Origin of the sequence: Mucilaginibacter sp. KACC 22773 (genome assembly GCF_028736215.1) — a bacterium.
GTDB lineage: Bacteria > Bacteroidota > Bacteroidia > Sphingobacteriales > Sphingobacteriaceae > Mucilaginibacter.
On record NZ_CP117883.1, the window covers coordinates 3,969,572 to 3,982,614 of the forward strand.

Here is a 13,043-nt window from a genome sequence, read left to right on the forward strand (position 1 = left end):
TTTTTGTCCTTGGTTAGAATACTACGTTTAAGCCGATAGTGTAAAACCTTGATGATGGATAAGTACCATTGTCAACACCGTTTTGGGTTGGGTTGGCGTTTTGAGTGCCAATTTCGGGATCAAGACCAGTGTATTTGGTAATGGTGAACAGGTTTTGAGACGAAACATATACCCTTATTTTTGATAAGGTAAGTTTCTTAACCAAATCCTGGGGTAACGAGTATCCAACTGTAACGGTTTTCAATTTCAGGAAACTACCATTTTCAATCCAGGCGCTTGATGGCAAAAGGTTACCGTAATCGGTATCATCATAATGTACCGCAGCATACCGGTTTGACGGACGTGAAGGAGTCCAGTAGTTATTATAATACTGTGTGCTCACGTTTTCGATACTTACCGATCCTCTTTGCGCAAAGCTTTCCAGGTTACTTTCCTGGTAGTTCAGGATCTTGTTGCCGTAAACTCCGTAGAAGTAAGCGTTAAAATCCCACGATTTGTAAGACCCACCAAGGTTAAACCCGCCAAAAAATTTAGGCTGCGGACTGCCAAGGGCTACCCTATCATCGGCTGTTACTTTACCACTGCCATCAACATCGGCATATAACCTATCGCCTACACCGGTAGTAGCTTTGTAATAAAAGTCATTACCTTTTGCTTGTGCAGCTGCGTTTAAAGCGGTTAATTGAGCCTGGTTCTGGATAATCCCGATTGCTTTGTATCCATAAAACTCGCCAATTGGCTGGCCTATATAAGTCCTGGTAAATTCACTCCAGCCATCGCCTGTTAATCCAAGGCCACCAAAATTGGAGATTGCATTAGTACCAGAATATAAGCCTGTAAGTTTGTTTTTAATGAATGAAAGCGTTAAACCTAAATCAATGTGTACATCGCTGTTTACTGCGTGGTTATAATTTACTGCAAACTCCCAGCCTTTATTTACCATCGAACCTACGTTTGAAGGTAAAGATGTATAACCTGTTTGTGGTGATGCTGCAATGTTTAACAGGAAGTCTTTTGATCTTCTGTTAAAATAATCAACGGTAAGGCTCAATTCGCCATTTAAAAACGACGCGTCCATACCGATATCGGTCACGTAGTCAGTTTCCCACCTGATGTTATCATTTTCTGGTTGGATTGAAGCCACACCTGCCTGGTAAGTTCCGTTAGAACCACCTACTTTACCGAAAGCATAACCAAGGTTACCACTGGCTGTTGCAGAAGCGCCTGCAGAATATAACGATTGGTAGGTAAAGTCGCCTATGCCGTGCTGGTTACCCAACTCGCCATAGCTTCCTCTGAATTTTAAACCCGAAAGCCAGTTAACGTTTGTAAGAAAAGATTCCTTTTTTACATTCCAGTTTACAGCACCTGAATAAAAAGTACCATACTGATGGCCTGGCGCAAACTGCGATGAACCGTCTCTTCTAACCGTACCGGTTAAATAATACTTACTGGCGTAGTTGTATGCCAACCTCGCAAACTGCGAAGCGTAAGAACGTTTTACTTCGCCGTTGTTAACAGCACCATTGGTATTAGCATCCAATATAAGGTTGGTACCCTGACTTAAGCTTTTAATAGTGTTGTTTGGCGGTGTAACACTACCACCTAAACTATTGTAATCGCTTTCCTGTTGAGAAACACCAGCTACAAAGTTGATGGTATGCGAACCGAATGTTTTGTCGTACGACAGGTAATTTTCCCACAACCAGTCAAAAGTGCTGTTGATATGCTGCGAATATAAAGCTGTACCCGATGCACCGGCAGCAGCGCCATACTGATCAATTTTACGGCTATCTGAAGGCTGGAAATAAGAACCGTTGTAACCGGTATAAGTAATACCGCCGTTGGTTTTAAATTTAAGGCCATCAAAAATAGTAGCTTCTAATGATGAGTTAACCAAAAAGTAGTTGTTTATATTTTTATACTTATTGGTCTCGATTGAGTAGATAGGGTTGTTATTTTTGGCCACATAAGTATAAATAGGGTTAAAAAAACCGTAGTTGCCATTAGCATCCTTAATCTGGCTGGTTAATTTATTACCGCCATCAAGTGTTGGTGGCAACTGGTTTATATTACCTAAATTACCGGTACCGAATGGGTTATTTAAATTTTGGTAAGAGTATTTGGCACTGGTTGCAGATTTAAGCCATTTTGTTGGCTGATAATCTAAATTTTCACCTACGGTGATCCTTTTGAAGTAAGAGCCAAGCACAATACCCTTTTGATCATAATAACCTATAGATGTTGATGATTGTACTTTTTCGTTACCACCACGTATAGCCAAATCATAATTTTGGGTTAAACCGCTACGGTAAATAGCATTTTGCCAATCGGCATTGGTTAACGACGATGGGCTGGCCCAATTGGCCAATGTTGTAAAGTGTTTGTTGGGGTCATTGGCTGCTACATCGTTGGCCAGGGTGGCAAACTGTTGGGCATTTAGCAAATCGTATTGTTTAGGTTTGCTTTGAAACGCGTTGTAAGCGTTAAACTCAACCTGCGCGCCGCCATCTTTTTTACCTTTTTTGGTGGTTACCATAACCACGCCATTGGCTGCCCTAACACCGTAAATAGCTGTTGCCGAAGCATCTTTCAGTACATCTATAGATGCGATATCGCTTGGGTTGATGTTGTTGATGCCACCTGCATTTATAGGATAACCGTCTACCACATATAACGGTGTGTTACCGCCACTGGCCAAGCTACCTGTACCACGTATTAACACCGTAATGTTACTACCCGGCGAAGCATCGTTATTAGTAACCTGTACACCAGCCGCACGGCCTTGTAAAGCCTGGTCTAACGATGTAACGGGTACTTTTGCGATAGTTGCAGCGTTAACGGAACTAATTGCACCGGTAACATCGCTGCGTTTGGCACTACCGTAACCCACAACAACTACCTCATTAAGCGCTTTATTTTCGGGAGATAATTTTACGTTTACTGTTGTGTTACCGCCAACTACCGCCTCCTGGCTTGTGTAACCAATGAAGCTGAATATTAATGTAGCATTGCTGCCTGCTGTAATTGAATAAGTACCTTCGGTATTGGTACTTGTTACGGCTGCGCCGCCTTTTACTTTAACGGTAACGCCCGGTATTGGCAGCCCGTCATCGGCTCCGGTTACCTTACCGGTAATTTTGCTTTGTGCATATCCAGACATACTTACCAGCATAAGTGCTAAGTTGATCCAGATTAAAGCCACAAACTTTTTGATGTGTAGTTTTCCTCTCATACATTAATTATTAGATTTTGAAAATTGGTTTGCGATCGAAGCGGTTCAGCTTTTTTCATGTCGGCAAAAATTCACCGAACCTTGATACCAAAACTATACAACCCGCACAATCGATTGTACTACTTATGTTTAAATTGATACAACAAATGTTACACACATTTAACACATTGATTATCAAATATATAAACAGAATACTGAGTATTAATGGTCAAAAAAATACCATAAGCACCAAACCGATACAACTTTTGATACAGGCGTTATAGCTGTAATTTGCAGTAAAGACAGATTGTGAGATAAGTGTTGATTTCGGGGAGGTCAGACCGTATAGTGGGGGGCTAAGCTGCCAGATGTAGAATGACTATTAGAAAAGGCTGTCATGCTGAGTGGTAAAATTTCGTGAAATTCTGAAGGGGGGAATCACATACAACAATAAGAGAACTGTCATCCTGAACGTAGTGAAGGATCTATTCGCGAACTTTTCCGTCGGCGAGGCATGTCGGTTAACAGATTCTTCACTCCGTTCAGAATGACAAAGGGGTATTAACAACATGTCATGTGTAACCCTGTCGAAGCATAGCGGGCAAAGGCCTCTCCGCGCGCCCCTTCGACAGGGTGACACTCCAATTATATGCATAAGCCAGCGTCATCCCCATTTTTTTAGGTTTTACCTGTTGGTTACTCCCACTGACGGTAGTTTAAATTATTCAAATAGCTTCTTAAGACTTCCAACTCAGAACTTCCAACTCAAGACTTAAAAACGGCTCAACTTCGAGGGTTTAATTTTTAAAATATTGCCTTGCTTGTCAAAATTCAGGCTATCTAAACAAAGCTCGCGCAATACATATTCTTTATTTTGGGGATGGATGCGGTGGTATAAAATATAGTATTGACCGTTTTGCTGAAACACCGTGTGATGGCCGGGCCCAACTGTTGTGCTATCTGGTGTGGTTGCCAGTATAGGGTCGTACTCACCTTCTGTCCATGGACCAAAGGGTGTTTTACTTACCGAATAGCGTACCTGGTAGGTGGCATCAATTGCTTTACCGTATGAATACATCAGGTAATACAAGCCGCCGCGCTTAACCATATGCGGGGCTTCAAAATAATGGGGCGGCGTAATATCCTTTGGTTCGCCATCAAAAGTGACCATGTCTTTTTTAAGCTTTACCGCCATACAATGGCCGTTTACCCATTTAAAGCCCGATCCCCAGTATAAATAGGCCTGCCCATCCTGGTCAATAAAGCAATCCGGATCGATATTATGAACGCCCGGGTATTTATTGCCTGCAACCAGGGGTGTATTGTCGGCTTTCGCATTTTTCCACGGGCCAAGCGGGTGGCTGCTTACCCCCACCCACAACTCGCTGCCGACTGCTACGTACAGGTAATACTTGCCATTGGCTGCCTTCCGGATAGACGGCGCCCATACCATAGAATTATTGGACGTTGGGCTTGTACAGGCTTGTTTAGTTGGCCAGTTAATATGTTCCGTTTTAAAGGTCACAAAATCTTTGGTCACCAAAACACCCAACTCGTTGCCTCCCCAGGGATCAATGGTGGCGTAGATATAAAAAAGGCCGTTATCTTTAATTATAGTAGGATCGGCGTAATAGCCTTTAACAACCGGGTTATTTACAGCTTTTGTTTGCGCACCGGCTGCCAGCAAAAAGCTAAAAAATAATGTTACCAGGAACGGGGTTTTAAATATCCTCATGATGCGCAAATTAACAATTTTATCAATTACCGGTATCAATTGTGTTATTGGTTAAGCTAAAATATCTTCATGCTCCTTATTCTTCAGCTCGGCAATATATTCAGATGGCAGCATGCCAAACTCTTCTTTAAACACCTTTGCAAAATAAGCGGCATTGTTAAAGCCCACTTCATAAGCCACATTGGCAATACTTAGCTTGCTTTTCTCCAGCAACTGTACTGCCCGTTGCAAACGGATGGTGCGGATACAATCAACCGGCGTTTTACCGGTAAGGTTTAATAATTTACGGTAAAGGGATACCCTGCTCAGCGCCAGGTGCCTGGCCAACTCTTCTACCGAGAAATTGGGTTTGGTAATATTCTGCTCGATAAAATCGAGCGCGTTTTTCAGGAATTTTTCGTCTTCAGATACCACCACCACATCCTGCGATTGAATATCAACCTGCTTTTGATAGGTTTCTTTAAACGTTTGCTGCATCAGCAATAAATTATTGATTTTGGACAGCAGGATTCCGGAATTGAATGGCTTAACAATATAGTCATTAGCCCCACATTCCAAGCCCACCAGTTGGTCGTCTTCGCCAGCCATAGCGGTTAGCAATATAACGGGGATATGCGATGTACGGCTATCTCCCTTTAGTTTTCGTGACAATTCAAAACCATTCATTTCGGGCATGGTTACATCGCTCACTATTAATTTGGGGTGCAGGGCCAGCGCTTTCTGCCAGCCCTCTTTACCATTTACGGCCTCAATAATGTGGAAATGATCTTTTAGGTTCTCTTTCAAGTAAAAACGCATATCGTCATCGTCTTCAATCAACAAAACTGTTGGTTTTTTATTTGAACCCTGTATGCCTTCGGTGTTTTTTAAAGTCGGCAGGGTGTTGTTTTCCTGTATTGCCGGCGCAAGCGTCAGTTTCTCGGTTTTACCTTCAAATGGTATGCTTACAATAAAGCAGCTGCCGTATTCGGGTTCGCTTTCCAGCCTGATAGTTCCTCCATGTATTTTTATAAACTCTTTGGTAATTGATAAACCAATTCCGCTGCCCTGGTTTAAAAGGCTTTCGGGGATATCATCCTGGAAAAACCGTTCAAAAATCATCTCCTGATTTTCTTTCGAGATCCCGATACCTGTATCAATTACCCTGATTTCGAGCATCCTTTTATCGGCCGGTAAATTAGCAACCTGCGGGGTATTTAAAATTACGCTGATGCTGCCGCCTGTCGGTGTAAACTTAAACGCGTTTGACAACAGGTTAAACAGGATCCTTTCTATTTTATCCTGGTCAAATTTGGTTATAAATGAATGTAACTCACTCTCAAACAGGTATTGAATCTTTTTTTGATGGGCCACATCGGTAAATGACGAGGAAACTTCTTTTATAAATTGAATAATATCACCCTTGTTTAAAGAAAGCTTTAATTCATTATGCTCCATTTTCCTGAAATCTATCAACTGGTTAACCAGGTTAAGCAAGCGCTTGCTATTGCGCTTAATCATGGTTAAATGGTGCTGCTGATCGGGGTTATCAGATACCTTGATAAGGTCATCAATTGGCGATAAGATTAATGATAATGGCGTACGAAACTCGTGGCTGATGTTAACGAAGAATTTAATCTTCATTAAATCAAGCTGGTGCATGCGCTGCGCTTCTTCGCGCTGGCTGGCAAGTTTTCTTTCAGCCTCTATCTCGGCCTGTTTAAATTCAAATTGCCGCTCCAGTTTGGTTATACCGCGATGCCTGATGTAAAACAACAGCCCAAGTGCAAGCAGCATGTAAGCAATGTATGCTATTGGTGTTTTCCAAAAAGGCGGCTGAACCGTAATTTTTAGCGAGATCTCTTTAGCTGTATTTAATTCCCTTACTTTAAAAGTATAATCGCCACCGTCAAGATTGGTGTAGGTAACACTGTGGCTGTTGGCCGGGAACGTGATCCAGCCTTTATCAAAGCCTTCAAGGGTATACTGGTAACTTATTTTATTGGGGTAAAAATACTCGTTGGCAGCAAACTCTATATCAAATACATTTTCATTATGGTTAAGGGTTACCCATTCTGTTTCTGCTATGGCTTTGTTTAGCACAGCCCTGCCCTTTACCGAATCGCCGGCGGCTACGCTTTTGTTAAACAACCTAAAATCAGTAAATACCAGTTTGGGATTGGGTTTAAGGGTGTTTATTACTGCCGGGGCAAATAAATTAAACCCATGTGCGCCGCCGAATGCCATTTGCCCGTTCCTCAGCTTTGTTGCGGCATATAAATTAAAATCACGGGCCTGTAAGCCATCTGCCTCGTTATAATTATCAACCTGGAATTTATATTGACCGCCTGCCGCCGTTAAGCTGATGTTTGAAAGACCATTGGTTGTACTTACCCACATCCGGCCCTGGTTATCTTCCAAAATGTTCGACACATTGTTTACCGGCCAACCCATGCCTTTATCTACATTTAAAAATGTGTTGGTTTGGGTATTAAGTATGCTTAAACCACTTTTTGTGCCAATCCACATTAATCCGCGGCTATCCTGGGTAATTACATTTACATCGCTGCCGGCAAGGCTGTTTGGTTTTTTAGGCTGATAATAGTAATGCCGCACCCGGTTTGTTTTGCTCTCTATCACATCAACGCCTTTATCGCGGCCTATCCAAATATTTTGCTGCCTGTCCCTGTAAAAAAAAGCGGTATAATCAGATACCATTTTATACTCGGGATGGCGGAAAGTATTGCTTTTACGGTCAAGCACATTCAATCCGCCTGCAAAGGTTCCTACCCATAAATTCCGGGCAGCATCTTCAATTATGGTATAAACCCGGTCGTCGGTAATGGTGGTTTTATCTTTATCGCTGTGGCGGTAATGGGTAAACTTTTTACCGTCAAAACAATCCAGCCCACCAAAATAGGTGCCTATCCAAAGTTTATTTTCATGATCAACGTATAAACTTATGATAATATCGATTGATAAACTATTAGGATCTGCAGCATCGTGCTTGAACTGGGTATATTTTTTTGTCTCCGGGTTAAAATTAATAAGGCCACCTCCATTTGTACCTATCCATAAATTACCGTTCCGTTCTTCGGCAAAAGCATTAATATCCTCATAGGGCAGGCTGTTTTTATCTGTTAATAAATGCCTGTAAACCGGAAATTGCATAATAGCCTTGTGGTAATAACTTATGCCCTGCTTAAAAGTACCCGCCCAAACAATGCCCGCATCGTCCCGGTATAAGAAAACACTGTTACCGCTGATAGATTGCGGGTCATCCTCTTTATTTACCAGGTAGGTTACTTTATGCGTTACCGGATCAAGTACGTTGATGCCGCCATGATCTGTTCCTATCCATATTTTATTATCATCGCCCTGTATTACGGTATTTACAATGTTGGAGTTTAGCCGGCCATCGGGCGTATCTTTACTAAAGTGTAATAGCGAATAATTTTGGGTATTAAAGCAGTAGGTGCCAAAAGGCCCCGCAGCCGAATAAATCCACAGGTTACTTTTATTATCAACTGCCAGCGTGTACGATTCCAGTTTATACAAATTAGCCTTAGCCAGCCCATCAAAACGCTTGATGATCTTATTTAACCGGGTATCTAACAAGTCGATAATACCATCGCTGTAAATTAACCAAACGGCATTGTTTTTTGTGACCGCCACATCCATTATGGCATCTGAATGCAAAATGGTTTTTGAAAAGGATGATGTGCAATAAAACGACGTAGAACCATCAGCCGGGTTATACCTGTACACGCCCTTATTTTTAGTAATAAACCAAAAGCCGCCGTCTTTATCCTTTCGTATGAGTGTTACATCACTGGTTATAATTTTATAACGCCTAAGCTCATCGGCAACGTTAATAGCAAAATTTTCGGTCGCGGGGTCATAAATACTAATGTTGCTGTGCGTAAATATCCACAGCTTTTTATCAGGCCCCTCGCTGATGCGCGAAACAAAGCTTTCACTTAGCGAATTAGGATTATCGGCCTCGTGCTTAAAAACCTTAAATTTAAACCCGTCATACCTACTCAGGCCCGAGTTTGTGCCAAACCACATGAACCCTTTTTCGTCTTTAAAAATACAATTGACGTGATTATCAGATAAGCCATCGGTAATATCTAACCGCGAAAATTTATATAAGCGACTTTGGCCAGATAGCCACTGATGGGTAAAAACAAGAAATATAAATGTTATATAAACTTTAAAACTCATTATTTAGCAATTACCAACAATCGATTGCGGGGTTTAATAATCCGGTTTATAGGATTTATAAAATTACATAATAAGTGTTATATTAACATCAATATATTTAATTATTAAAATGGTATTAACTTACCCTGGCACCAAGCGTGTATGCCTTCCTGAATTCTTTAGGGACACATAGCTTATTGCGCTTAAAAATCCGGTTGAAGTTTGAAATATTATTGAAGCCGCATTGATAGGCAATTTCGGCAATAGAGTGCGTGGTGTTTATGAGCATACGGGATGCATTGCCCAGCCTGATATCGTTAAGGCTTTCAATAAACGATTTGCCGGTATTTTTTTTCAGGAACCGGCAAAACGAGGCCTCGGGCATGTTGGCAACCGTGGCTACTTCGGCAAGTGTTAAACGCTTGTCGAAATTGGTTTTCATATAATCAAAAACCTTATCAACACGCCCGTTGGTATACCTGAATTTTTCGTCCGAAAAGCCAGGATCAGATAGCATCCGCATATTTTTGGATGTAGATAGGGTATGCAGTATCGCAAGCAGTTCCACCACCGAGTTGAAGCCATCTTTATTGCTAAGGTTTAATATACGCCGGGTGATATCGCGGGTGGTTTCATACGAGAAAACAAGGCCACGCCGGGCGTTTTCAAACATGCTTTTGATAAAAAACAACTGGTTACGTTGCAAAAACTTTTCATCAAATAAATCAGTATGAAACTGAATGGTAACCTCATTAATGGCCTCGCTGGTACATTCGCCCGTAAACCAGCCGTGGTAAACGTTTGGGCCGATAAACACCAGCTCGATATCGTCAATAGTTTCTATACTATCGCCAATAATGCGTTTGGCGCCTTTGGCATTTATGATCAGGTTTAACTCATATTCGTTGTGGTAATGTAAAGGAAAATCAAACTTCTCCTTTACTTTCGAAAATATCGAAAAACAATCGCCCATATTAAGGGACGTAGTTTCGCGCATCACATTAGGAACCGGCATTTGATACATTTAAATTATTGGCAACCTGGAATTACGGTTTATGGCGTAAAACTATGCGATTGCCCTTTTTTTTAATGCCACAAATGTTACAGTTTCTACAGCAAATGTTAACCGGATTTTTTTATTCCGTCCTTTGGTACCCAAACAATTGTTGGGGTCAAGTGAGCAGTACTGAATATTGAGTTAAAAGGACATTATTCTTTTTGACTTAACGGATATAGTTAAACGAATGTCCTAAACTACCGTCATTGAGGTACGAAGCAATCGCGAAATATACGGGGTGTACTTGCAGAGTTCGCGATTGCTTCGCTCGCAATGACATGGTTGTTGTGAGGCTCTAAAGCCAACATGCCATCCCTGCTTTTTTCAGGATCATCCTGATATGTACCTCGTAACGGCGGCCTGATTTTTAATTTTAGACAGCGACTTAGAACTTAAAACTTTCGACTAAGGACTATCATGATTAACCTAATATCAGGTGGCTTTGCCGGCTATTTCTGTAATTGCTTTTACCAGCTTATCAAGGTCGGCAAGGGTAGTGTATACGTGCGGGGTTATGCGCACACAGCTTACGTTTTCAAACACGATAGATACCTGGTGAATTTTATACTGGTTAAACAACGCGGCATCCAGTTGCGCGGGAGTCATGCCATCAATAGATATGCCGCAGATAGCGCAGGAGTATTCGGGTTTTAGCGAGGTATGCAGCTTTACTTTGGGCAGGTGCTGTACTTTGGTAGCCCAGTAATTTTTAAGATAACGGATGCGATCCTCCTTACGTTTGCTGCCAATAGCCAACTGAAAGTTGATGGCCTCGCCTATCCCCTGCTCTATCGGGAAGCTACGGGTGCCCAGGTTTTCAAACTTGCGGATATCAGGCCCCTGCGGGTTATCATCGCACAAAAGCGGCATTACTTTACTTATCTTTTCTTTTTTAATACACATCATGCCGCTACCTATAGGTGCCGACAGGAATTTATGCAGACTGGTGCCAAAGTAATCGCAATTTAAATCGGGAATCTTAAAATCGAGCAGCCCGAAGGAATGGGCTCCGTCGACAATTACCTCGATACCCCGGGCATGCGCCATATCGCAAATTTTGCGCACGGGCATAATTTGGCCTACGTAGTTCACTATGTGCGTAACGTGTATCAGTTTTGTTTTGGAGGTGATGGCATCCTGGTAAGCTTTTACAATCTGCTCGTCATTCTCAATCGGAAAGTCGAATGTGAGTTGTTTGTAAACTATGCCTTCGCGCAGGGCACGCTGGCGATAAGCCTGTACCATGTGTGGATAATCTAACCTTGCCCCAATCACTTCATCGCCGCTTTTTAAGGGCAGGCCAAAGATGATGGTATTTAACGCCTCGGTAGCGTTACGGTTTATGGCAATTTCATCGGGCAGCGTACCGGCCAGCAAGGCAAGTTTTTCGCGCAATGGCTCGCGTCCCTGGTCAAGGATGCGCCACATAAAGTACGACGGACCTTCGTTGGTAAGCTGATTGTAGCGCTCTACAGCCTGCTGCACCACAATTGGCGATGGCGACACACCGCCATTGTTCAGATTGATGATATTGGCGCTCACCGAGTACGACCGCTGAATAACGCCCCAAAAGTCCTCGTCCTGCGCTACCTCTTGCGGCGTTAAACGGCTTACCCTGTTTAATGCTGATGTCCAGTCGGCGGCATGCGCCTGGTTAAACAAGCTTGTAGCCGAAAAAGCGCCGGTTAGTACGGCCGCCTGTTTGATAAAACTGCGTCGATTATTAGTCATGAACGAATTTAGCGTATTTGATGGATACAAACAAGCAATCGGCCCGTGTTTTTTGCTGCTGAGATTGCTGATTAGAAGCGATTTAATGAAATGTATTAACTAAGCTGTTACACCACCGCCTTTGCAACAAACATTGTCTTATAGTACTTCCAGTACCCAACGCCCAAAAGCAGGTTTGGGGCCACCAAAAAAACGCCCATCAGCCAACCTGACGGCACCAGGAAGGTGTGAAACAACAACACATTTAAACTGATAGGGAACAGCACCACCGCCGAAAAGGGCGCGTAGCGGTTAGTGAGCAGCGACAAGCCGCCTGTTATCTGTATCACTTTTTGAATAGGATAAAAGTACCCGGTACCCTTTAACCCGGCGATGAAAGCACCCGCCGCACCGGTATGTAATGGCTGGTACGGTATAAAATGCAGGAAATAATCGAGGCCAAACACCAGGTATAAAAAGCCAAGCAACAAGCGGGATATGAGTACGGTTGTTTTCATTGAATTGAGTTACATATATTATCAAGGGATGAAAGTTATTGCTTCCATGGATCTAAAAGCTCCAAATCTGTAATATTTTTAAAATCAGAGGTGTTGCGTGTGATCAATGTCAGATCACCAACGATGGCTGTAGCTGCAATGATAGCATCAGGGAGTTTAATGCGCTGGCCTTTACATATGGTTATCATTTTATCTACAACCTGATCATTAATTTCAAAAACGATGCTTTCTGAAACAAAATCGTGTAATGTCTTATAAACATCGTCAGACGTATTAAACCTAAGGACTTCAATTTTAGTAACTACTGAGATATTTGGAGTTTCGTCAACTATTGCATGCATGAATTTCATGCCGGATTCAGGTAATTTATTATCTAAATACCCTATTACCACATTAGAATCTATTAAATATCCCTTTCCCACTCGTTTCTACCTTGTTCGATTGAGTTTTGAAAGTTGTTATATTCCTCTTTAGAAAGATTGAGTGAGCCGGCAAATCGTTCGGAGAGTTTTTGTTTTGGCTTACTACTTTTCTCAAGAACCTTAACAATATGTAAAGCCTCAAGATCTTCGATCAGTTTGTAAGCTTTATTGTTATTTATCTGAAGCAAAACCGTTTCCATCT

General features: G+C 42.1%; 8 protein-coding genes. All 8 read right to left on the minus strand.

The genetic code is table 11. The annotated features are described in order from the left end of the window. Window positions 1-13 precede the first annotated feature (13 nt). The 8 genes from PQ469_RS16360 to PQ469_RS16395 all read right to left on the minus strand — a co-directional run bounded on the left by PQ469_RS16360 (window position 14) and on the right by PQ469_RS16395 (window position 13,041). A complete protein-coding gene (locus PQ469_RS16360) occupies window positions 14-3,235 on the minus strand; it encodes a SusC/RagA family TonB-linked outer membrane protein (RefSeq protein ID WP_274208637.1) in 3,222 nt (1,073 codons plus the stop codon). A gap of 751 nt (window positions 3,236-3,986) precedes the next feature. Next, window positions 3,987-4,949: a family 43 glycosylhydrolase gene (locus PQ469_RS16365; RefSeq protein WP_274208638.1), complete on the minus strand. Its 963-nt coding sequence runs from the start codon at window positions 4,947-4,949 to the stop codon at window positions 3,987-3,989. A 51-nt stretch (window positions 4,950-5,000) separates the two neighbouring features. Then, window positions 5,001-9,155 (minus strand): hybrid sensor histidine kinase/response regulator transcription factor, encoded by a 4,155-nt coding sequence (locus tag PQ469_RS16370; RefSeq protein WP_274208639.1) that lies wholly within the window; start codon window positions 9,153-9,155, stop codon window positions 5,001-5,003. A 115-nt stretch (window positions 9,156-9,270) separates the two neighbouring features. Then, window positions 9,271-10,149 carry an AraC family transcriptional regulator gene (locus tag PQ469_RS16375; RefSeq protein WP_274208640.1) on the minus strand — a complete coding sequence of 293 codons (879 nt, stop codon included), beginning with the start codon at window positions 10,147-10,149 and terminating at the stop codon, window positions 9,271-9,273. A 474-nt stretch (window positions 10,150-10,623) separates the two neighbouring features. Further along, entirely contained in the window at window positions 10,624-11,922 is a 1,299-nt protein-coding gene (locus PQ469_RS16380; protein WP_274208641.1) for an aminotransferase class V-fold PLP-dependent enzyme, read from the minus strand. A 107-nt stretch (window positions 11,923-12,029) separates the two neighbouring features. After that, window positions 12,030-12,419 (minus strand): hypothetical protein, encoded by a 390-nt coding sequence (locus PQ469_RS16385; protein ID WP_274208642.1) that lies wholly within the window; start codon window positions 12,417-12,419, stop codon window positions 12,030-12,032. A 35-nt stretch (window positions 12,420-12,454) separates the two neighbouring features. Continuing rightward, entirely contained in the window at window positions 12,455-12,841 is a 387-nt protein-coding gene (locus PQ469_RS16390) for a type II toxin-antitoxin system VapC family toxin (RefSeq protein WP_274208643.1), read from the minus strand. Next, window positions 12,823-13,041, minus strand: coding sequence for a hypothetical protein (locus PQ469_RS16395; protein ID WP_090652892.1), 219 nt, complete (start codon window positions 13,039-13,041; stop codon window positions 12,823-12,825). Before PQ469_RS16395 ends, PQ469_RS16390 begins: the two co-directional genes overlap by 19 nt. Between the last annotated feature and the right edge of the window lie 2 nt (window positions 13,042-13,043).

Bases quoted from the DNA above. Each gene is read 5' to 3' on its own strand.
- PQ469_RS16360 (WP_274208637.1), bottom strand. From the start codon at position 3,235: ATGAGAGGAAAACTACACATCAAAAAGTTTGTGGCTTTAATCTGGATC.
- PQ469_RS16365 (WP_274208638.1), bottom strand. From the start codon at position 4,949: ATGAGGATATTTAAAACCCCGTTCCTGGTAACATTATTTTTTAGCTTT.
- PQ469_RS16370 (WP_274208639.1), bottom strand. From the start codon at position 9,155: ATGAGTTTTAAAGTTTATATAACATTTATATTTCTTGTTTTTACCCAT.
- PQ469_RS16375 (WP_274208640.1), bottom strand. From the start codon at position 10,149: ATGCCGGTTCCTAATGTGATGCGCGAAACTACGTCCCTTAATATGGGC.
- PQ469_RS16380 (WP_274208641.1), bottom strand. From the start codon at position 11,922: ATGACTAATAATCGACGCAGTTTTATCAAACAGGCGGCCGTACTAACC.
- PQ469_RS16385 (WP_274208642.1), bottom strand. From the start codon at position 12,419: ATGAAAACAACCGTACTCATATCCCGCTTGTTGCTTGGCTTTTTATAC.
- PQ469_RS16395 (WP_090652892.1), bottom strand. From the start codon at position 13,041: ATGGAAACGGTTTTGCTTCAGATAAATAACAATAAAGCTTACAAACTG.